The following is a 20,864-nucleotide window of genomic DNA, read 5'->3' on the forward strand; positions in this document are numbered from 1 at the left end:
TCCTCAGCGTGTCCTCGGTCGGGCCCACGGCACTCGCCCGGCCGTCACGACCTGGGGGTGACACGTGTCATGGACAACCGGCCCGGCCCGGGCCGCGTCGCAGGAGCATGCGCGCGTGGCTGGTCGTCGTGGTGGTGGCGCTCCTCGGGCTGGCCGGGTGCCGCGACAGCCCGGCGGCCCGCCCGTCACCGCCGCCCCGGCCCCTGCCCGCGGCGGCGGCCGCGCCGGCGCCGCTGACCTACCGTGTCGTCGCGCACCACCGGCTGCCGCTGCGCGTGCGGGGCCTGGCCGTGCACGCCGACCACGTGGCCTACGTCCGGGGCGCCGGTCGGCTCACGTGGACGAGCTGGCGGACCGGTGCCGCGGTCACTGCGTACCGCTCGCACGGGCGGCTGACGATGCTCCCGGGCGGCGGTCGGTGGTGCCACCTCGTCGACGCGACCGCGCCGGGCCGGCTGCTGACCCTCGACCTGTCGACCGGGCGCGTCTCGTGGGCCGCCCGGCGCGGCCGCGCGACGCTCGTCGGCGAGTTGAACGACGAGCGCATCGAGGTGGTGCACCGGCTCGCCCACGGCCGACGCGGGACGCCGGCCGACCTCTACCTGGTCGACCAGCAGCCGCACCCCGACACACCCCGGCGCCGGCTGACCCGCGGCGGCCGCGTGGTCGCCGCGGCGTACGACGGCCGGCACCAGCTGGTGTGGACCGAGCGGCTGCCGCGCATCGCGGACCCGCACACGCTGTGGACCGCCGACCTCTTCCGGCCGCAGCAGCCGCCCACGCCGGTGCCGGTCCCGGAGGGTCGTCCGTTCACCCCCATCGCCGGCGCCGGCTACGTCGGCTGGACGGCGGACGCGCTGCACCTCTGGCTCGCACCCGTCTCGGGTGGCCCGGCCACCGCCGTCCCGGGCGACCTCGCCGCCGACACCTGGCCGAGCGCCTCGGGCCGGCTGACGGCGCGGGTGGTGCGCGACCACGGCCACGACCGGCTCGAGGTGCTGCGCGTCGACGCGCCCTGAGGAGCGGGGGCTAGAAGGTGTGCTCGGGCCCCGGGAAGGTGCCGCCCTTGACGTCCTCGGCGAAGGCCTGGGCGGCGTCGAGGAGGACGCCGTGCAGATCGGCGTACTGCTTGACGAAGCGGGCCATCTTGCCGGTCCGCAGCCCGAAGGCGTCCTGCCAGACCAGCACCTGGCCGTCGGTCTCGTTCCCGGCGCCGATGCCGATGGTGGGGATGCGCAGCTTGCGGGTGACCTCCCCGGCCACGTCGCCCGGCACCATCTCCATGACCACCGCGAACGCGCCGGCGTCCTGTACCGCCTCGGCGTCGGCCAGCAGGCGCGCGGACGTCTCACCCCGGCCCTGGACCCGGTAGCCGCCCAGCGCGTGTTCGGACTGAGGCGTGAAGCCGATGTGCGCCATGACCGGTACGCCGCCGCGCGTCAGCCGCTCGATCTGCGGCGCCATCTCCACGCCGCCCTCGAGCTTGACGCAGTGGGCGCCGCCCTCCTTCATGAACCGGACCGCGGTCAGGTAGGCCTGCTCCGGCGAGGCCTGGTAGGAGCCGAACGGCAGGTCACCGACCACCAGCGCCCGGCGCGCGGACCGGCTCACCGCCCGCGTGAGCGGGATCAGCTCGTCGACGGTCACCGGCAGCGACGTCTCGTTGCCGTAGACGTTGTTGGACGCGCTGTCGCCGACCAGCAGGACGTCGATGCCCGCCTCGTCGAAGGTCTGCGCGGCGTACTGCTCGTAGGCGGTGAGCATCGTGAACTTCTCGCCGCGCTCCTTCATCTCCCGCAGGTGGTGCGTGCGCACCTTCCGCACGGGGGCCGGCGCACTGCTCGGCCCGGTGCCGTAGGGGGCGGTCTCTTCACTCATCGTCGAGCTCCCGTCTGTCTCGCGGCTCCCTGGTGGAGTCCACGGACTGCGTTCAGGCTAACGACGTACGACGCCCCCGCGGGCCGTGTCCTTGGTCACCCGGCGGACCGCGAGGACCCCACCTCGTCCGCCGCCGACTCGAGGTCCGCGACGACGATCCTGGTCATCTGCAGCATCGCCCCGGTCGCGGCCGCAGCCCGCGCCGGGTCGGGGTCCGCGGCCAGCTCGAAGAACCGCCGCGGCACGATCTGCCACGACAGCCCGAAGCGGTCCCGCAGCCACCCGCACACCCGCGTCTCGCCCCCGTCGGCCGACAGCGCCTCCCAGTAGTGGTCGACCTCGGCCTGGTCGGCGCAGGTCACCGAGAACGACACTGACTCGTGGAACCCCGCGAGCTCCGGCCCGCCGTTGATGGCGCGGAAGGTCGTGCCTCGCAGCGTGAACTCCCCGGCCATCACCGTCCCTGGTGCGCCCGGTCCGCCCTCCGGGTAGCGGGTCAGGTGCCCGACGGAGGAGTCCGGGAAGACCGAGGTGTAGAAGGCCGCCGCCTCCTCGAGCTGGTCGTCGAACCAGAGGCAGGGGGTGATGGGGGTGGGCGTCATGGGGGTGTGGACTCGCGGGGGCGTCGGCATTCATCGGGGGGTCTGGGTGCTGTGTCTCGTGGTGCGGCTCTCGTGCTTTCCGGCCGCCTGTGGACTGACCCGGCCACCGCCGGATCCGGTGTTCACCGCCGAAGGCAACCGACGCCGTGTTGCACGCGACTGCTCCCAGCCCGCTTGCGTCTCGTGTGCGTGCCCCACGCCGCGGGTCTAGCGTTCGGCGAGGGGGTCGCGGTCCGCGGTGGCCGGGTCAGCCCACAGGCGGCCTGGTCTGGCGGCGGCACCGTCTCGTCTCCGCCTTCACGTGGGTGGGGTGGGGTGGGGGCGGTGCGGGTCGCCACGGCTGGCGCCGCCGGGAGCTTGTAACGCTCAGTTACGGGATGTCCCGACCCGTTGCAACGGGTCGACAGTGCCTACAACTGAGCGTTACAAGTTCTCGGCGCCGGACCGCGGGGTGGCCGCCTTGGCGCGCGCGGCCGCGCGGCGTTGATCACCCGCACAGCAGGAACCGTCGGGGTCAGCGGGAGCCGGCCCTCGACGAACGGGCCCCCGCGAGCCGACGGCACGTGGGAAGACCCGAGTGGCTGGCCGAGCCTGCGGATACGGTTCAGGGGTGACCAGTGAGCAGACGGCGGCGGTGGCGCCGGCGCACTGGGAGGCCGATGTCATCCTGCGGGACGGGAAGACGGCTCACATCCGGCCGATCCGGCCGGAGGACGCGGCGCTGCTGGTGGAGTTCTACGGGCGGGTGTCGGACCGGTCGAAGTACTACCGGTTCTTCTCGCCCATGCCGCACCTGTCCGACCGGGACGTGCGGCGGTTCACGCAGGTGGACCACGACCAGCGGGTGGCGTTCGTGCTGACGCTGCAGGGGCAGATGATCGCGGTCGGGCGCTACGACGTGGTCAAGCCGGGGGAGGCGGAGGTCGCGTTCCTCGTCGAGGACCAGCACCAGGGGCGGGGGATCGCGCAGATCCTGCTGGAGCACCTGGCGCAGGCGGCGCGGGAGCGCGGGGTCGAGCGGTTCGTGGCGGAGGTGCTCCCCGACAACCAGCGGATGATCCAGACGTTCCGGGACGCGGGCTACCGGGTGGTGAGCGCCTACGAGGAAGGGGTGCTTCAGCTGGAGTTCCCGATCGAGCCGACCGACACCGCGATCGGGATCATGCAGGGCCGCGAGCACGTGGCCGAGGCGGCGTCGATCCACCGGTTCTTCAACCCGCGCTCGGTGGCGGTGATCGGCGCGAGCCGGCGCCAGGACACGATCGGGCAGGCGCTGGTGCGCAACCTGGTCACCGGGGACTTCACCGGGCGGGTGTACGCCGTGAACCCGAGCGCCCGCGCGGTGTCCGGGCTGCCGACGTACACCAGCGTCACCGACATCCAGGACGAGGTCGACGTCGCGATCGTCGCCGTGCCGGCGGAGTCGGTGGAGGACGTGGTCCTGGACTGCGCGGCCAAGGGCGTGCACGGGCTCGTGGTCATCTCCAGCGGCTTCGCGGAGACCGGCGAGGAGGGACGGCAGCGGCAGCGGCGGCTGGTCGGGCTGTCCCGCTCGTACGGCGTGCGGCTGATCGGCCCGAACGCCCTCGGCATCATCAACACCGACCCCGAGGTGAGCCTCAACGCCAGCCTGGCCGGCATCCTGCCGCCGAAGGGCCGGGCCGGGTTCTTCTGCCAGTCCGGTGCGCTGGGCTCGGCGATCCTGGAGAAGGTCAACAACCGCGGCCTGGGCCTCTCGACCTTCGTCAGCGCCGGCAACCGCGCGGACGTGTCCGGCAACGACCTCCTGCAGTACTGGGAGGAGGACGAGTCGACCGAGGTCGTGATGATGTACCTCGAGTCGATCGGCAACCCGCGCAAGTTCAGCCGGATCGCGCGCCGGGTGAGCCTGCGCAAGCCGATCATCGCGGTGCGCTCGGGCCGCACGACGCAGGGCGTGCCGATGGGCCACGCGGTGCGCAAGATCGCGGCGCCGCCGCAGGCCGTGGACGCCATGTTCCGCCAGGCCGGGGTGATCCAGGTGGACACCCTCGAGGACATGTTCGACGTGGCCCAGCTGGCCGCCCACCAGCCGCTGCCGCGCGGGCGGCGCGTGGCCATCGTCGGCAACTCCGACGCGCTGGGGCTGCTGGCCGCGGACGCCGCCGCGGCCGCCGGGCTCGTGGTCAACAAGCAGGTCGCGCTGAGCACGGAGCCCACGGCCGAGGACTTCGAGGACGCCCTCGACGACGCCATCGACGACCCCGACATCGACTCCGTGGTCGTGGTCTACATCCCGCCGCTCAACGTGGCCGGCGAGCAGATCGCCAACGTGCTGGCCGCGGTCGGTGAGCAGTCCGACAAGCCGCTGGTCTCGACGTTCCTCGGCGCCGAGGGCATCCCCGAGCTGCTGCGCGTGCCCGACGTCGCCGGCGCGACCGCGGGCCGCGGCTCGGTGCCGTCCTACCCCGCCGTCGAGGCCGCCGTCCGCGCGCTCGCCCGCGTCGTGGAGTACGCCGTGTGGCTGCGCACCCCCGACGGCCGCGCGCCCGAGGTCGAGTCGATCGACCCGGCGGCCGCGCAGGCCGTCATCGGCCCCGTGCTGGCCGCGCACCCCGACGGCACCGACCTCGACCGCGACGACCTGACCACCCTGCTCGCGGCGTACGGCATCGAGCTGTGGCCGGCCGTGCCGGTGACCACGCTCAAGCAGGCCCAGAAGGTCGGCCGCGAGCTCGGCTGGGACGTGGTGCTCAAGGCCACCGCCGAGCACCTGCGCGAGCGGCCCGACCAGGCCCACGTGGTGCGCGGCATCGACAGCCCGAGCGGGATGCGTGACGCCTGGGAGGACCTCACCGCGGTCATCGACGACCCCGAGGCCGCGTCGTTCGTGGTCCAGCGCAACGCCCCGCCCGGCGTACCCATCGCCATCCGCAGCCTCGAGGACCCGCTCTTCGGGCCGGTCGTCTCCTTCGGCATCTCCGGGCCGATCATCGAGCTGCTCGCGGACGTGGCCTACCGGATCCCGCCGATCTACCAGCACGACGCCGCCTCGATGGTCCGCGAGGTGCGCAGCTCGCCGATGCTGTTCGGCTACCGCGGGGGCGAGGTCGTCGACGTCGAGGAGGTGGAGCGGCTCATCCAGCGGGTCTCGCAGCTGCAGAACGACCTGCCCCAGATCCGCTCGCTCGAGCTCGGCCTGGTCCTGGCCGGCGCCCACGGCTCCAGCGTCCTCACCGCCTCCGCGCGTGTGGAGCCGGTGAGCGATCCGCGCTCGGACTGGTTCGTGCGCCGGATGCCGTCGGCCGGAGGGGACACCATCCCTGGATGACCCTCGCTCCGCTCGGGTGTGCTCGGCGCGCTCAGACGGACCGTCCCGAGCACCTCCCTCGCTCGCCCAGGGGCTCGCTCCGGTCGGCGCTCGGGACGGTCCGGCGCGCCGAGCCTGCCACTGCAGTCCGGGGGTGGCCGCGAGCCTCGCCATGACAGACTCGAGGCCATGCCCCTGCGCACCACCGACGGCCGCACCGACGACACCGACCGGAGCCCCGAGCTGCGCGACGCGATCGACCGGACCGGCTACTACCCGGAGGTCGTGTCCGGCAGCGTGAGCGCGGCCGTGGCGGGGGAGCGGGTGGTCTCGTTCTACGTCCACCACGAGCCGACCTTCGACCGCGACGAGGTGCGTCGCCACCTGTCGGTCATGGTGCTGACGCCGAGCCGGCTGATCATCGTGCACACCGACGAGCACGCGGGGGACGACCTGCTGCCCGAGCCCTACACGTCGACCTCTAGCGAGGCGATCCGGCTCAGCTCGGTGACGTCCGTCGTCGTCACCCGGATGGTCACCAACCCGACCAGCGGCCCGACGCCGCCCGCCGAGGCCGTCATCACCCTCGGGTGGGGCGGGGTGCAGCGTGTGGACCTCGAGCCGGCCGGCTGCGACGACCCCGAGTGCGAGGCCGACCACGGCTACACCGGCGTGCTGGCCTCCGACGACTTCTCCCTGCGCGTCTCCGCGGCGGCCGACGGCACCGACGCCGTCGACCGGCTGCTGTCCTTCGCCGAGCAGCTCTCGGCGCGGACCCAGGGTTGAGCGGCTTCGTCGAGCCCGCCTACGGCCGCCGCGCACTCGGGGACGTCGTCCCGGCGGTCGGCTGCGCGCTCGGCACCGACGTGCTGCCCGCGCCGACCGGGCTCACCCTGCCCGAGGCGCCGGCGTACGTCGTGTTCCTGGTCGACGGGCTCGGCGCCAACCTCCTGCAGCGGTACGCCGAGCACGCGCCGTACCTCGCCTCCCTGCTGACCGACCACGAGCCGGGCACGGCCGGCGTGCCGTCGACCACGGCCACGAGCCTCACCTCGCTGGGCACCGGGCTGACCCCGGGCACCCACGGCCTGGTCGGCTTCACCAGCCGGGTGCCCGAGACCGGCAAGCTGCTCAACGCGCTGTTCTGGGACAAGTCGGTCGACCCGCTGCAGTGGCAGCCGCACCCGACGGCGTTCTCCCGGCTCACCGACGCCGGCGTCCGCGTCGACGTGGTCAACAAGCGCGAGTTCGACCGGAGCGGGCTGACCATCGCCGCGCACCGCGGCGCCGGCTACATCGGCGCCGACCGGATCGGCGAGCGGATCGCCGCCGCGGTCGCGGGCTCCGCGCGGCACCCGTCGCTGACCTACCTCTACGACGGCGACCTCGACTGGACCGGCCACCGCTACGGCGTCGACTCCCCGCAGTGGCTCCAGCAGCTCGCCGCGATCGACGCGGAGACCGTCCAGCTGCGCGAGGCGCTGCCCGACGAGGTCCGCCTCGTGGTGGTCGCCGACCACGGCATGGTCGACTCCACCGCGGCCTCGCGCCTCGACGTCGACGACCACCCGGAGCTGCGCGACGGGCTGGTGCTGCTGGGCGGCGAGGCCCGCTTCCGCCACCTGTACGTCGCCGACGGCGCCGCGTCCTCGGTCGCCGCCTGCTGGGCCGAGACGCTCGGCGACCGCGCCGAGGTGCTCACCCGCGCGCAGGCGGTCGACCGCGGCTGGTTCGGCGCCGTCACCGAGCTCGTGGGGCCCCGCCTGGGCGACGTGGTGGTCGCGGCCCGCGGCGACCTGGCCCTGTTCTCCAGCAGGGACTTCGCCTACGAGATGAGCCTGGTCGGCCTGCACGGCTCGCTCACGCCGGACGAGATGCTCATCCCGATCCTGGTCGGCTGACCCCTCCCGGCCTGGCCCGCCGCAGCAGTCAGGTGGCGGGCAGGTTCGCGCTCCTACCGTCCGGATCCATGCGCAACCGAGCCTTCGCGGCCCCCAAGGTCCCCGCCGTCCTGCTGCTGTTCTGGGTGGTCAAGGTGCTCACCACCGGCATCGGGGAGACCGGCGCGGACTTCATGGGGACGGTGAGCATCCCGCTCGCGGGCGTCGTCGGGGTCGGCGGCTTCTTCCTGGCGCTCTGGTTCCAGCTGCGCTCGGAGGAGTACCACCCGGTGCGCTACTGGTTGACGGTGCTCGGCGTGGCCCTGTTCGGGACGATGATCGCGGACGGGCCGCACGTGGCCCTCGGGACGCCGTACTGGTTCGACTCGATCGTCTACCTGGTCCTGCTCGTCGGGCTGCTGACCTGGTGGCAGCGCAGCGAGGGCACGATCTCGGTGCATTCGATCACCACGGCCCGCCGCGAGCGGTTCTACTGGGGCGTCGTGCTGCTCACCTTCGGCCTCGGCACGGCGCTCGGTGACGCCACCGCCATCGACTTCGGACTCGGCTTCGTGTGGTCGATCGTGCTGTTCGGCGCCCTCATCCTGGTGCCGCTGGTCCTGTGGCGGGTCGGGTTGAATGCGACCATCGCCTTCTGGGCGTCCTACGTCCTGACCCGGCCGCTGGGTGCCTCGATGGCTGACGGGATGGCCAAGAAGCCGGCCGAGGGCGGCATCGGGTGGGGCACTGGGCCGGTCACCGCGCTCGGGCTGGTGCTGTTCGCGGCTCTGGTCGCCTACCTGGCGGCGACGCACGCCGACGACGACCACCCGGTGGAGCAGGGCGACGCGGCCGAGCCGGAGGAGCTGGCGCCCGCGACGCCGTAGCGAGGTCCTAGCCGAACGGCAGCGGCTCGGCGCCGAGCGCCACCGCGTGGGCTCGGGCCGCCGTCATCCGGCGGCGGTGGTGCATCCGGCAGAGGACCTCGTAGGCCACCTCGGGCGGCTCGGTGGCATCGGTGGCGTCCGTGGTGTCGGCTGCGTCGACGTCGCCGACCACGATGACCTCGCCCTCGACCACCATGACGCCGTTCTCGGTGCGGGCGTTGTGGGTGGCGCGGCGCCCGCACCAGCACAGCGCCTCGACCTGCAGGACGTGCATCCGGTCGGCGATCTCGACCAGGCGGGCGCTGCCGGGGAAGAGCTCGCTGCGGAAGTCGGTGAGGATGCCGAAGGCGAAGACGTCGAGCTGGAGCTCGTCGACGACCTTGGCCAGCTGGTCGACCTGGTCGCGGGTGTAGAACTGCGCCTCGTCGCAGATGAGGTAGTCCACGCGCGCGCCGCGGGTCAGCTCGTCGACGACGTAGCGCCAGAAGTGGAAGTCGGGGTCGACCTCGATCGCCTCGTGCTGCAGGCCGAGCCGGCTCGAGAGCATCGCGGTGCCGGCGCGGTCGCGGCTGGTGAAGATCCGGCCGACCAGGCCGCGGGCCGCGCGGTTGTGGTTGGTCTGCAGCGCCAGCGTGCTCTTGCCCGAGTCCATGGTCCCGGTGAAGAACTGGAGCTCGGCCACCCGCACACCCTATTCAGGGGTGCAGGTGGGCTCCTTTGACCGTCTTGTCCACGCCGTTCTTGGGCCCGAAGACCGCCAGCCCGACCAGGTCCAGCTCGTCGCGGCGCACGGCGCGCACCGCGGCCCGGTTGGCCTCGTCGTGGCCGGTCGAGAACATCTCGCGGGTGTAGACGCTCATGGCCAGCTCCCGGCCGAGCGCGCGCTGGTGGGCCGCGCGGAGGGTCTGGGCGTCGGCCTCGAGCACGACGACGGGCTGGCCCAGCAGGGGCAGGTACGTCGTGCCGTCGGCGTCCTCGTAGGCCTCGCCCATCAGCTGCGGGTGGGCGCCGGCGATCCCGCTGACCAGGAACGCGGTCACGTTCAGCCGCTGCCAGGACTCGAGGTCGTCGCGGACGAGCACGGCGATCTTGGTGTCGAACCTCACCGCCCCAGCGTCGTCGGGTGGGGCGGGGCCGGTCTTGTACGTTCCTGACATGCCCGGGACCAGCGCGACCAGCGAGCGGGTGCGCGCCTGGCGCCCGGCGGTGCCCGGGCTGGCCGAGGTGCTGCACGCCCACTTCGACGCCCACGCCTACCCGGCCCACGTGCACGAGTCGTGGACGGTGCTGCTGGTCGACGCCGGCGGCGTGGACTACACGCTGGACGGCCGCGCTCAGCAGGCCGTGGCGCAGCGGGTGACCGTCCTGCCGCCGTACGTCTCCCACGACGGCCGGTCGGCTTCGCCGGGTGGCTTCGACAAGCGCGTGCTGTACGTCGACGAGCGGTGGCTCCCGGCGTCGCTCACCGGCGCCGCGCTGCGCCACCCCTCCTTCGACGACCCGGGGCTGGCCCGCGCGGTCTCCGCGGTCCACGCCTCGCTCGCCGACCCGCTCGAGGCCGAGTCCCGCCTCGCGCTGGTCACCGAGCGGATCGCGGGCCACCTGTCGGCCGCCGGTCCGAGCCCGGACCGCGATCCCGGCCTGGCCCGGTTGGTCCGGGCCCGCCTGGACACCGACCACCCACCCACGCTCGACGCCCTGGCTCGCGAGCTCGGCACCCACCCCTCGCACCTGGTCCGCGTGTTCCGCCGCGAGCACGGGCTGCCGCCGCACCGCTACGTCGTCGGGCGTCGCCTCGACCGGGCCCGGCGGCTGCTGCTCGACGGCGTCCCGGCCGCCGAGGTCGCGGTGGCCGTCGGCTTCCACGACCAGTCCCACCTGACCCGGCACTTCAGGGCGCTGCTCGGCACCACGCCCGGACGGTTCAGGATGGCTGCGTGAGCTCACCGCTGATCGACGCCGCCAAGCTGCTGGAGCTGCTCGACCGCGGCGAGGTGACCGTGCTGGACGTCCGCTACCGGCTGGGTGGCCCACCGGGCCGCCGGGAGTACGACGCCGGGCACGTCCCCGGCGCGGCGTACGTCGACCTGAACCGCGACCTCGCCGCGCCGCCCGGTGCGGGCGGCCGGCACCCGCTGCCCGACCCGGAGGCCTTCGGCGCCGCGATGCGGCGCGCCGGGGTGAGCGCGGACCGGCCCGTGGTGGTCTACGACGACTGGGCCGGTCACGCCGCCGGTCGGGCCTGGTGGCTGCTGTGCCACCACGGCCACCCGGACGTGCGCGTGCTCGACGGCGGGTGGTCCGCCTGGCGAGAGGCCGGGGGAGCGGTGCAGGCCAGCACGCCGACCGTGGCCGAGGGCGACTTCCGGCCCGGCCCCGGGGCGATGCCGGTCGTCGAGGCCGACCGGCTCCTCGACGTACCGGTCGTCGTCGACGCCCGTGCCGCCGAGCGCTACCGCGGCGAGGTCGAGCCCGTGGACCCGGTGGCCGGCCACGTGCCCGGCGCGGTCAACGTGCCGACCAGCACCAACCTCGACGCCCACGGCCGGTTCCGCGACCCGGCCCAGCTGCGCGCCCTCTACGAGGCGGCCGGCGTGCCCACCGACGGCAGCGTTGAGGTCGCGGTCTACTGCGGCTCCGGCGTCACCGCCACTCACGACCTGATCGCGCTGGAGCTGCTCGGGGTGCGCGCCGCGCTCTACCCCGGCAGCTGGTCCGGCTGGATCACCGACCCCGAGCGACCCGTGGAGACGAGTTGACGCAGAGCACCCAGATCCGGCTCCGGCGACGCCCCGAGGGCGAGCCGACTCCGGACGACTTCGAGACCGTCACCACCGAGCTGCCCGCGCTCGAGGACGGCCAGGTCCTGCTCCGGGTGCGCTACCTGTCGCTGGACCCCTACATGCGCGGGCGGATGAGCGACGCCGAGTCCTACGCCGACCCGCTCCAGCTCGGCGACGTCGTCGTCGGCGGCACGGTGGCCGAGGTCGTGGAGTCCCGCTCGGACCGCCGGCAGGTCGGCGACCTGGTGCTGTCCTATTCCGGCTGGCAGTCCCACGCCGTCGCCGACGCCCGGCACACCCGCGCGCTCGACGACGCCCACCCGCCCAGCACGGCGCTCGGGGTGCTCGGGATGCCGGGCTTCACGGCGTACGCCGGGCTGCTGCTGCTCGGCCGGCCGGAGGAGGGCGAGACGGTCGTCGTCGCCGCCGCGACCGGGCCGGTGGGCTCCGCGGTCGGGCAGATCGCCCGGATCAGGGGCGCCCGGGCCGTGGGCATCGCCGGCGGACCGGAGAAGTGCCGCGCGCTCGTCGAGGAGTTCGGCTTCGACGCGGCCGTGGACCACCGCGCGCCGGACTTCCGCGAGCGGCTGGCCGAGGCCGTGCCCGACGGGATCGACGTCTACTTCGAGAACGTCGGCGGCCAGGTCTGGCGGGCCGTCATGCGCCACCTCAACCTCTACGCGCGCGTCCCGGTGTGCGGGCTGGTCGCCGGCTACAACGACACGAGCGCACCGGAGGGGCCGGACCGGCTCGACGCGTTCATGCGGCTCGTGCTCACCAAGAGCCTGACCGTGCGCGGGTTCATCCAGAACGAGTTCGAGCGCGAGCACTTCGGGGCGTTCCTCGAGGAGATGTCGGCCTGGGTGGCCGACGGTCGGGTCCGCTACCGCGAGGACGTGACCCACGGGCTGGAGAACGCCGTGGACGCCTTCGTCGGCATGCTCGCGGGGCGCAACTTCGGCAAGACCGTCGTCGAGCTCTGAGCGGACACCGGACACCCATGACCCCCACGATCGGGACCCTGCTCGTCCTCGGCGCCGACGGCGACCTGGCCCGGCGGCTGATGCTCCCCGGCCTGGCGTCACTGCTGGCCAGCGACTGGGCGCCCGGCCGCTCGCTGCGGCTCATCGGCACCGGGCTCAGCGAGCTGGACGACGCAGCCTGGCGGCGCCGGGTCGAGGAGGCGATGGGGACGGCGCGCGGTCGGGTGGCCGAGACCGTCCGCCACAGCCACTACGAGACCCACGACGTCACCTCGGTCGAGGAGCTGCGCGGCCTGCTCGAGCAGTGCGAGGGGACCCCGGCGATCTTCTTCGCGCTGCCACCCGCGGTGACGGCCCGGGTCTGCCAGGCGCTGCGGCTCGTCGACCTGCCCGAGGGCACGGTGCTGGCCATGGAGAAGCCGTTCGGCACCGGCCTGGTCGAGGCCCGGTCCCTCAACGAGCTGGTGACCACGCTGGTGCCCGAGGAGCAGGTCTTCCGCATCGACCACTTCCTGGGCCGCAGCGACGTCATCAACATCCTGGGCGTCCGCTTCGCCAACCGGATGCTGGAGCCGATCTGGAACAACCAGCACGTGGAGTCCATCGAGGTCGTCTACGACGAGTCGCTGGCCCTGGAGGGCCGGGCCGGCTACTACGACCACGCCGGCGCGCTCATGGACATGGTCCAGAGCCACCTGCTCCAGGTGATGGCCCTGCTGATGATGGACCCGATCAGCCGCATCGACGAGCGCGAGCTGCGCGCCGCCAAGGCCCAGGTGCTGCGCAACACCCGGCTGCGGGGCGGCCCGCGCGGCGCCGGGCGCCGAGCGCGCTACACCGCCGGTGAGCTGGGCGGCCACCGGGTCCCGGCGTACACCCGCGAGGACGGCGTCGACCCGCGCCGCCGCACCGAGACCCTGGCCGAGCTCGACCTCGAGGTCGACACCTGGCGCTGGGCCGGCGTGCCCGTGAAGCTCCGCTCCGGCAAGGCGCTCGGTCAGCCGCGCAAGGAGGCGGTGGTGACGCTCAAGCGCACCCCGCACCTGCCCGACGGCCTGGTCGGCCACGACTCCCGCGACCGGGTGACCATCGGCTTCAAGCCGGCCCGCATCGCGTTGCACCTGGACGTCAGCGGCCCGGGCGACCCCTTCGCGCTGGACTCCGCCGACCCGGCGGCCGACCTGGCCGACGGCGACCTCCCGGCGTACGGCGAGGTGCTGGCCGGGGTGCTCGACGGTGACCCGCTGCTGGCCGTGCGCGGCGACAACGCCGAGGAGTGCTGGCGCATCGTCGAGCCCGTGCTGGAGTCGTGGCGGGCCGACGAGGTGCCGATGGAGACCTACGCCGCGGGCTCGGAGGGACCCCGGACCTGGTCGAGGTGAACCCGCTCCCTGTGCACAAGGCACCCGCGCGCCCGTCTCCGCGGTCTACCGTCTGACCGTGAAGAGTGTCGCTAGCCGCCGCGGCCAGTTCGCGGCCGTGGCCGCGCTCGGCGTCCTGCTCTTCGCAGCGGTCTACCTCCACACCGACGAGCCGGACATCTCGCACGACTCCGCCTGGGATGCGGTCTTCGACAGTCGCGTACTGGTCGCCGGCAGTCGGTTGCTGGTCGGTGTGGTGATCATCTACGTGCTCATCTCCGTAGCGGTACGCGCCCGGCGTGGCCAGTGGGTCCGAGGCGCAGGGCCAGTGGAGACCGACGCGCCGGCCCAGCGTTTCATCGACAGCTCCGACGAGCTCCGTCGACAGCTCCGCGAGGCGAGGGGCACGATCGAGCAACTGCAAGAACGGCTCGGGGACAGCGCCAGACAACGCGAGGAGCTGCTCGCTAGGCTGGGTGGAGAGGAGGACAGGACTCGCGATGGCGGATGAGACGTACCTGCGACGGCAGATCGAGGAAGACAAGGCAGCAGTCGAGCGCGCTCAGCGCGAGGTGCAGCGGATCAACAGGACGCTGCAGAAGTCGCGGAGGGCGCGCCGGGAGTTCATGACGTCTCTGAAGCGGGCCAACGCCGGGCGTTGAGGCGAAGGGGGGAGTCCTCCACTACCAGTGGATCCCCTTGAAGACCCGGGCCAGCATGATCTGCTCGGACTCGCGCGCACCCGGGTTGACCTCGCCCTTGGCCGCGGCCGAGTCCGGGAACACGTGGTAGGCCATGTTGAGCACGCGGAAGGCCAACTTGGGCGCGACCGTGTGCGCGATGGCGCCGGCGTTGCCCAGCAGCGTGTTGATCTCGTGCGGCCGCTCGACCATGGCCTTGATGACCAGGTCGGCCGCCTGCGCCGGTGAGATCGTGGGGAACTTGTCGTAGATCTTGGTCGGGGCGATCATCGGCGTGCGCACCAGCGGCATGTGGATGCCGGTGAAGGTGATGCCGTCGCCGACCAGCTCGCTGGCCACGACGTTGGACCACGAGTCGAGCGCGGCCTTCGAGGCGACGTACGCCGAGAAGCGCGGCGGGTTGGTCTGCACGCCGATCGAGCTGACGTTCACCACGTGGCCGCGCCTCTGCTCCCGCATGGCCGGCAGCAGGCCGATGACCAGTCGGATCGCGCCGAAGTAGTTGAGCTGCATGGTGCGCTCGAAGTCGTGGAACCGGTCGTGGCTCAGCTTGAGCGAGCGCCGGATCGAGCGGCCGGCGTTGTTGACCACGAAGTCCACCGACGGCAGCGTCTCGGTGAGCTCCTTGGTGAGCGTGTCGATGGCGTCGAGGTCGGACAGGTCGCACGGGAACACGTACGCCGTGCCGCCGCGCGCCTCGATCGCGGCCTTCGTGGCCTCGAGCTTGTCCTGGCCCCGGGCGACGAGGACGGGGACGCCGCCGCACTGCGCGACCTTGAGCGCGGTGACCTGGCCGATGCCCGAGGAGGCGCCGGTGATGACGACGTACTTGCCCTGGAGGGCCTCGCGGTTGCGCGGGTCGCGACCGGAGGCCTCGTCGAGGTTCTCCTCCCAGAAGCTCCACAGCGTGCGGGCGTACCCGTCCAGGTGCGGCACCGAGACGCCCGAGCCGGCCAGCGCCTGCTCGGTGCGGCGCGAGTCGAAGGTTGCGGTGAAGGCGGTGTGGGAGAGCACCTCGGCGGGGATGCCGAGCCGACCGACGGTGAGGTCCAGGGCGGCCTGGGCCGGCGCGGTCCGCAGGACGGTGTTGACGATGGTCGAGGGCCGCAGCGCGCGGGGGAGCAGGCCGACCACGCCACGGGTGGCTTGCCGGTCGACCGGGGTGGCGAAGGTCGGGGCGCCGGCCGCCGCGCAGAACGCGTTGACCATGTCGACCACCGGCTGCGGCTCCGGGTTGACCAGGTGGAACGCCTCGCCGTCGCGGTCGGGCAGGTGCGCGAGGTGGTCCATGGCCTTGGCCACGTAGTCGACGGGGACGACGTTGGTGTCGCCGAGGTCGAGCCCGACCAGCGGGAGCCAGCCGGGCAGGGTGTCGCGCATCAGCTTCATGAGCGGGAAGAAGTAGTAGGGGCCGTCGACCTTGTCCATGGCCCCGGTCTCGGAGTGCCCGACCACGATGGCCGGCCGGTAGACCCGCCACGGCACCGTCGCCTCGGTGCGCACGATCTTCTCCGACTCGTGCTTGGTGCGGTGGTACGGCGAGGGCAGGTGCTGGCCCTCGTCGAACATCGTCTCGTCGAAGACGCCGTGGAACTCACCCGCGGCCGCCACGCTCGAGACCTGGTGGAAGCAGCCCACCCGCAGCGCCTCGGCCAGCTCCAGCGCGTGGCGGGTGCCGCCCACGTTGAGCTGCTCGTTGGTCGCGTCGTCCGCGGTCATGTCGTAGATGGCCGCGAGGTGGAAGAAGTGGTCGACCTCGCCCTCGTGCTCGCCGACCCACGCCTCGTCCACCCCGAGCCGCTCGGCGCCCAGGTCGCCGACCACCGGGACCACCCGGTCGGTGTCCCAGGCCCGGATCAGCGCCTCCATCCGGGGCAGCGAGGACTCCCGGCAGAGCACGAAGACGGGTCCGTCACGGTGGTCCAGCAGCTCCTGGACCAGGTGCCGGCCGATGAACCCCGTGGCCCCCGTGACGAAGTACGACATGGGCGGAGGTTACCCACTGGTCACCGGCGCAGACAGGCCCGTCGCGCAGGTTTCACCGGGGTGCGACTCGGGCATCCGGTCGCCATGCGTGCCAAGACCGTCGCGACGCTGCTCGCAGCAGCCGCTCTCCCGCTCAGCGCGGCGCTCGTCGCCCCGGCCTCCGCCGCGCCGGCCGAGCGCGCCGGCCACCATCCCCGCAAGCCCGAGGTGCTCACGGTGGCCACCAGCGCCTCGACGTACACGAGCAGCGACAGCCCGGTGCTGACCTACAGCTGGCGCCACAAGCACCAGCGGGTCGGTCTGGTGCTGCAGGTGCGCCGATCGGGCGCGGGCTGGCGCACGGTGGCGAAGGTCCCGCACAGCAGGCGGGCCAAGAAGGGCAGCGGCACCGTCGCGGTGCCGCCCCTGGCCCTGGGGCAGTACTCCTACCGCCTCGCCCACGGGCCCGGCACCTACTCCGGGGGCACGGGCTCACCGGAGGCGGACGTGACCGTCTTCGGACCCGTGCCGATCGCCAACCTGATCCGGGCCACGCCCGGCAGCAACGCCGAGGTCCGCTCGGGCACGGCGACCGTCGGCGGGCAGCCGTTCCCCTACACCTTCGCGCGCTACCTGACCGGTCAGAGCATCTGGCGCGACGTCGTGGACCTGGCCAGGACGTCCTGCAACGGCATCGGGGTGCCGCTCGCCTCGCACCGGCGCGACAGCAGCACCGGCGGGCTGTTCGCGATGCGTGTGGTCACCGACGGCGACGCCCTCGTGGCGGCCAACTCGGCCGCCCCCGACGTCCCGGCCGGGCTGCTGACCCCGGTGCCGGTGGGTCAGCGACTGTCCATCCAGGTGGGCTCGGACCGCGACGTCGACTACTTCGGGTCCGGTCAGGCGATGTGCTGGACCCCGGACGGCCGGGCGCGGTAGCGGCTAGCCCTCGGTCGGGCCGCCACCGAACATGATCTCGTCCCAGCTCGGGACCGAGGCGCGGCCGCGGCTCTTCTTGACCGGGCGGCGTGCCGGCTCGGAATCGGGTCCGGGCTCCGGCTCGGGGTCCTCGTCGAGGGCGGCGGCGTCGGCGGCCTCCTCGATGAGCTCGGACTCGTCGAGCCCCGGGCGGTCGTCGAGGAAGGCCTCGATGGGCTCGTCGGTCAGCGTCAGCTGGGCGTCGTCCTCGGCCGGGCGCACCGCGGACAGCCGGCGTACGGCGGCCTCGGGCTCGGCGTCCGGGTCGGCCTGGGCCTCGGGCTCCGGGGCGGGCTCGGCGAGCTCGCCGACCAGCCAGCGGGCGTCGTCGTTGTCGAGCACCACGAAGTTGCCCGGCTGGTCGAAGGTGAGCTCGGCCAGCCCCTCGCGGCCCTGGACGGAGTAGCGACCGGTCAGCGCCCAGCGGCCGTCCTCGCGGCGCCAGGCGTCCCAGGTCACGACCTCGGGGTCGATGTTGCGCTCGTGGAGGTGGGTGGTGATGGCCTCGCCCAGCAGGGTGCGGGCCTCGCCGGCCGGGCGGCGGATCGAGGACTTCTGGGCGCGCTCGGCGACGTGATCGCGCTCGGCCAGCACCGGGGCGGCGTACGGCATGACCTTCTCGACCGTGGTCTGCGCGGCGGCGGCCACCGACTCGGGGGTCTCGCCGGCGCGGATGCGCGCCTGGATGTCACGGGGTCGCAGCAAGCTGTCCATGCGGGTCTCCACTGGGGGCACCGAGGGCACCGGGTCGTCGGGGCGGGGCGAGGGCGGCACGCCCAGGGCGGCGCGGAGCCGGGCGTCGATGTCGACGGTGTACTCCGCTCCGGAGGGGTCGTGCGGGTCGGCCAGCCGGAGCCGGCGGCCGTCGGGGGTGACGCCGACGAGGGTCAGGTAACCGCCACCGGTCGAGGGCTGCGGGCGCGCTGCGACCGGCGGGAGGCTGGGAGTGCGTTCGGGTGCCGACATTCCTCGCTGTGGTCCTCTGTCCGGATGGCCGCGAGCCTATGCCAGCGGGGGCACCCTCAGTCGCCCAACACGCGGCGCAGGTAGGAGTTGGCGAAGACCCGCTGCGGGTCGAGCCGGTCGCGCAGCGCGCAGAACTCCGCGAAGCGCGGGTACGCCGGCGCCAGGTCGGCCGCGGTGCGGGTGTGCACCTTGCCCCAGTGCGGGCGGCCGTCGTGGGCGCGGAGCACCGGCTCGAGCAGGGCGAAGTAGTCGCGGTGCTCGGCGTCGCGGTGGGTGTGGAAGGCCAGGTAGAACGAGTCCCGGCCCGAGGCGGTCGACAGGGGGATGTCGTCGGCGGGCGCGGTGCGGACCTCGACCGGGAAGCTGATCCGCAGGTCGGAGGCGTCGATGAGCCGGCGGCACTCGCGCAGCACGTCGAGGCCGGCCGCGCGCGGCACGGCGTACTCCATCTCGCGGAAGACCACGTGCCGCTCGGCGGTGAAGACGCGGTGGGCCACGTCGGCGTACGTGCGGTGGCTGAGCAGGCGCGCGCCGAGCCGGTTGAAGCGGGGGATGGCGGCGGGGGTGCGGTTGAGGACCGCCGTGGCCGCGCCGAAGACGGTGTTCTGCAGGAAGTGGTCGTCCAGGGCCAGCTGGGCCCGGGAGAGGGGGCGGCGCTGGGAGAGGTCCGGGCCGCGGCGGAAGTTGCGCTTGATCTGGACCCGGTCGGTGTGGGGGAACCAGTACAGGTCGACGTGGTCGGCGTCCGCGGCGAGCCCGTCGTACGCCGCGAGCGCCTCGTCCCACCCGAACGGCTCCTCGACCGCCTCGAGCACGAAGAGCGGCTCGACCCGGAAGGTGAGCGTGACCAGCACTCCGAGGGCGCCGAGGCCGACGCGGGCGACTTCGAGGACGTCGGGGTTCTCCTGCGCGGACGCGCGCAGCAGCTCGCCGGTGCCGGTGACCAGCTCGAGCCCGACCAGCTGGGCGGACAGCCCGGCCGCGGTCCCGCCGGTGCCGTGGGTGCCGGTGGAGACCGCGCCGGCCAGGGTCTGCTCGGCGATGTCGCCCATGTTGTGCAGCGACAGCCCGAGCCGCTCGAGCTGGAGGTTGAGCTCGGCCAACCGGGTGCCGGCCCGGGCGGTGACCGTCATGGCCTCGCGGTCCACGGCCACGATGCCGGTGAGCAGGTCCGGGCGGAGCAGCGTGCCCTCGGGGGCGGCGATGGCGGTGAAGCTGTGGCCGGTGCCGACCATCTTCACGGTGCCGCCGGACTCCGCCGCGCGGCGCACCTCCTCGGCGACGTCGTCGGCAGAGGCCGGGGTCACCTCACGCGTCGGGTGCGCCGTCTCCAGTCGCGACCAGTTGGTCCACGTGCTCACCAGGCGACTCTAGGGGGCGCGAGGGCGACCGTTGCGGGATCGCCAGTGCGGCCAGCGCGGCGACGACGCCGGCGGCCAGGCTGACGAGGTACGCCGCGGACGCACCCGAGGCGTCGACGACCACGCCGGACAGCGCGGCGCCGGGCGCGACGCCCGCGACCACCCCCGTCTGCATGATCGCCATGCCCTCGGTGAGCCGCGAGGGCGGCACCTCCTCCTGGGTCAGCGACATCGCGGCCACCATGGTCGGCGCGATCGCGAGCCCGCCGATGAGCAGGAACACGCCCATCACCGGGATCGAGCCGATGAAGGACAGCGGCACCATGGCCAGCGCCATGCCGAGCGCGCCGATCTTGACCCGGGTGGCCGTCGAGCGCCGGAAGGTCAGCGCGCCGGTGACGACGCCGGCGACCAGGCTGCCGAGCGCCCAGACCGCGAGCAGCCCGCCGCTCCAGCCCTTGTGGCCCTGCTCGTCGGCGAAGGCCACCGTGGTCACCTCGGCCGCGCCGAACAGCACGCCGAGCGCCGCGCAGACCACGGCGAGCGGCAGCACGGTGCGGTAGGGCAGTCGCGGGCGCACGCCCTCGGAGCGGCGGTGCGGCCGGGCCGGCGGCTCGGTGCGGCGCTGGGCGGCGAAGGCCAGGCTGCCGAGGGTGCCGGCCGCGGCCGCGGTGGCCAGGCCGAGCACCGGGTCGATGGTCGTGGCCAGGACGGTGACCAGGATCGGGCCGAGCATGAAGACCATCTCGTCCACGACCGCCTCGAGGGCGAACGCCGTCTGCAGCTGCGGGCCGCCCCGGAGCACGTAGGTCCACCGGGCGCGGACGCAGTTCCCGACGCCGGGCAGCGTGGCGCCGGCCAGCGCGGCGGCGACGTAGACCACCGGCTGCGGCCAGTCCGCCTGCACCGCGACGACCAGCAGGGTGACCGCAGCGCCGAAGGCGACCGCCAGCGTGCCGAGCACCCGCCCCTGGCCCCACCCGTCGACGTAGCGGCCCTGGAGGATCGCGCAGACCGCGTTGGCCACCATGTACGTCGCGGAGACCGCTCCGGCCACGGCGTACGAGCCGGTCCCGGCCTGCACCAGCAGGACGATGCCGAGCCCGGCCATGGAGATCGGCAGCCGGCCGACCAGGCCGGTGGCGGAGAAGAGGAGCGCGCCGGGCGTCGCGAGGACGCGGCGGTAGGGGGAGAACATGGGACTGCTGCTTTCTGGCTCTGGGACTGCAG

The 20,864-nt window shown here is 73.5% G+C and carries 19 protein-coding genes; 11 read left to right on the forward strand and 8 right to left on the reverse strand.

Annotation, left to right across the window (positions count from 1 at the left end; translation table 11 throughout):
* Nucleotides 1–107 precede the first annotated feature (107 nt).
* On the forward strand, nucleotides 108–1,019 hold the full coding sequence (locus tag G5V58_RS08790; protein WP_165231187.1) for a hypothetical protein: 912 nt from the start codon (nucleotides 108–110) through the stop codon (nucleotides 1,017–1,019).
* 10 nt (nucleotides 1,020–1,029) lie between these two features.
* On the opposite strand, the gene panB is transcribed toward G5V58_RS08790, so the two are convergent.
* Together panB and G5V58_RS08800 are read right to left on the reverse strand one after the other, a co-directional pair.
* A complete protein-coding gene (panB, locus tag G5V58_RS08795) occupies nucleotides 1,030–1,878 on the reverse strand; it encodes a 3-methyl-2-oxobutanoate hydroxymethyltransferase (protein WP_165231190.1) in 849 nt (282 codons plus the stop codon).
* Nucleotides 1,879–1,973: 95 nt separating this feature from the next.
* Entirely contained in the window at nucleotides 1,974–2,480 is a 507-nt protein-coding gene (locus tag G5V58_RS08800) for a VOC family protein (RefSeq protein ID WP_165231192.1), read from the reverse strand.
* 610 nt (nucleotides 2,481–3,090) lie between these two features.
* Here G5V58_RS08800 and G5V58_RS08805 point away from each other — a divergent pair.
* From G5V58_RS08805 to G5V58_RS08820, 4 genes are all read left to right on the forward strand, one after another.
* Nucleotides 3,091–5,790, forward strand: a complete 2,700-nt coding sequence (locus G5V58_RS08805) for a bifunctional acetate--CoA ligase family protein/GNAT family N-acetyltransferase (RefSeq protein WP_165231195.1) — start codon at nucleotides 3,091–3,093, stop codon at nucleotides 5,788–5,790.
* A 168-nt stretch (nucleotides 5,791–5,958) separates the two neighbouring features.
* A complete protein-coding gene (locus G5V58_RS08810) occupies nucleotides 5,959–6,555 on the forward strand; it encodes a DUF5998 family protein (protein ID WP_165231198.1) in 597 nt (198 codons plus the stop codon).
* Nucleotides 6,552–7,670 (forward strand): alkaline phosphatase family protein, encoded by a 1,119-nt coding sequence (locus tag G5V58_RS08815; protein WP_165231201.1) that lies wholly within the window; start codon nucleotides 6,552–6,554, stop codon nucleotides 7,668–7,670. Before G5V58_RS08810 ends, G5V58_RS08815 begins: the two co-directional genes overlap by 4 nt.
* A 68-nt stretch (nucleotides 7,671–7,738) precedes the next feature.
* Nucleotides 7,739–8,536, forward strand: a complete 798-nt coding sequence (locus G5V58_RS08820) for a COG4705 family protein (RefSeq protein WP_165231204.1) — start codon at nucleotides 7,739–7,741, stop codon at nucleotides 8,534–8,536.
* A gap of 7 nt (nucleotides 8,537–8,543) precedes the next feature.
* Here G5V58_RS08820 and G5V58_RS08825 read toward each other — a convergent pair whose 3' ends face one another.
* Nucleotides 8,544–9,218, reverse strand: a complete 675-nt coding sequence (locus G5V58_RS08825) for a thymidine kinase (RefSeq protein WP_165231208.1) — start codon at nucleotides 9,216–9,218, stop codon at nucleotides 8,544–8,546.
* Nucleotides 9,219–9,231: 13 nt separating this feature from the next.
* Nucleotides 9,232–9,642, reverse strand: a complete 411-nt coding sequence (locus G5V58_RS08830) for a DUF2000 family protein (protein WP_230487199.1) — start codon at nucleotides 9,640–9,642, stop codon at nucleotides 9,232–9,234.
* 49 nt (nucleotides 9,643–9,691) lie between these two features.
* Between G5V58_RS08830 and G5V58_RS08835 the strand changes: the two genes are divergently transcribed.
* Genes G5V58_RS08835 through G5V58_RS08855 form a run of 5 tightly spaced genes read left to right on the forward strand, consistent with a single transcriptional unit; the run spans nucleotide 9,692 to nucleotide 14,174 of the window.
* Nucleotides 9,692–10,477 carry an AraC family transcriptional regulator gene (locus G5V58_RS08835; RefSeq protein WP_165231214.1) on the forward strand — a complete coding sequence of 262 codons (786 nt, stop codon included), beginning with the start codon at nucleotides 9,692–9,694 and terminating at the stop codon, nucleotides 10,475–10,477.
* Complete coding sequence (locus G5V58_RS08840) at nucleotides 10,474–11,295, forward strand: sulfurtransferase (RefSeq protein WP_165231217.1); 822 nt, start codon at nucleotides 10,474–10,476, stop codon at nucleotides 11,293–11,295. The genes G5V58_RS08835 and G5V58_RS08840 overlap by 4 nt, the downstream gene beginning before the upstream one ends.
* The gene (locus G5V58_RS08845; RefSeq protein WP_165231220.1) at nucleotides 11,292–12,302 is read left to right on the forward strand and encodes an NADP-dependent oxidoreductase; all 1,011 of its coding nucleotides are present in this window, start codon (nucleotides 11,292–11,294) and stop codon (nucleotides 12,300–12,302) included. The genes G5V58_RS08840 and G5V58_RS08845 overlap by 4 nt, the downstream gene beginning before the upstream one ends.
* A 17-nt stretch (nucleotides 12,303–12,319) precedes the next feature.
* The gene (locus G5V58_RS08850; protein WP_165231223.1) at nucleotides 12,320–13,684 is read left to right on the forward strand and encodes a glucose-6-phosphate dehydrogenase; all 1,365 of its coding nucleotides are present in this window, start codon (nucleotides 12,320–12,322) and stop codon (nucleotides 13,682–13,684) included.
* 58 nt (nucleotides 13,685–13,742) lie between these two features.
* The gene (locus G5V58_RS08855) at nucleotides 13,743–14,174 is read left to right on the forward strand and encodes a hypothetical protein (protein WP_165231226.1); all 432 of its coding nucleotides are present in this window, start codon (nucleotides 13,743–13,745) and stop codon (nucleotides 14,172–14,174) included.
* A 172-nt stretch (nucleotides 14,175–14,346) separates the two neighbouring features.
* On the opposite strand, the gene G5V58_RS08860 is transcribed toward G5V58_RS08855, so the two are convergent.
* Nucleotides 14,347–16,350: an SDR family oxidoreductase gene (locus G5V58_RS08860; RefSeq protein ID WP_165231229.1), complete on the reverse strand. Its 2,004-nt coding sequence runs from the start codon at nucleotides 16,348–16,350 to the stop codon at nucleotides 14,347–14,349.
* An 84-nt stretch (nucleotides 16,351–16,434) separates the two neighbouring features.
* Between G5V58_RS08860 and G5V58_RS08865 the strand changes: the two genes are divergently transcribed.
* Nucleotides 16,435–17,268 carry a hypothetical protein gene (locus G5V58_RS08865; RefSeq protein ID WP_165231232.1) on the forward strand — a complete coding sequence of 278 codons (834 nt, stop codon included), beginning with the start codon at nucleotides 16,435–16,437 and terminating at the stop codon, nucleotides 17,266–17,268.
* Nucleotides 17,269–17,271: 3 nt separating this feature from the next.
* Here G5V58_RS08865 and sepH read toward each other — a convergent pair whose 3' ends face one another.
* From sepH to G5V58_RS08880, 3 genes are read right to left on the reverse strand one after another with little or no spacing between them, the layout of a single operon-like run.
* A complete protein-coding gene (gene sepH / locus G5V58_RS08870; RefSeq protein ID WP_165231235.1) occupies nucleotides 17,272–18,273 on the reverse strand; it encodes a septation protein SepH in 1,002 nt (333 codons plus the stop codon).
* A 56-nt stretch (nucleotides 18,274–18,329) separates the two neighbouring features.
* Complete coding sequence (locus G5V58_RS08875; RefSeq protein ID WP_230487200.1) at nucleotides 18,330–19,634, reverse strand: D-arabinono-1,4-lactone oxidase; 1,305 nt, start codon at nucleotides 19,632–19,634, stop codon at nucleotides 18,330–18,332.
* Nucleotides 19,582–20,832, reverse strand: coding sequence for an MFS transporter (locus G5V58_RS08880; protein ID WP_165231238.1), 1,251 nt, complete (start codon nucleotides 20,830–20,832; stop codon nucleotides 19,582–19,584). The genes G5V58_RS08875 and G5V58_RS08880 overlap by 53 nt, the downstream gene beginning before the upstream one ends.
* Between the last annotated feature and the right edge of the window lie 32 nt (nucleotides 20,833–20,864).

The organism is Nocardioides anomalus, assembly GCF_011046535.1.
Taxonomy (GTDB): domain Bacteria; phylum Actinomycetota; class Actinomycetes; order Propionibacteriales; family Nocardioidaceae; genus Nocardioides; species Nocardioides anomalus.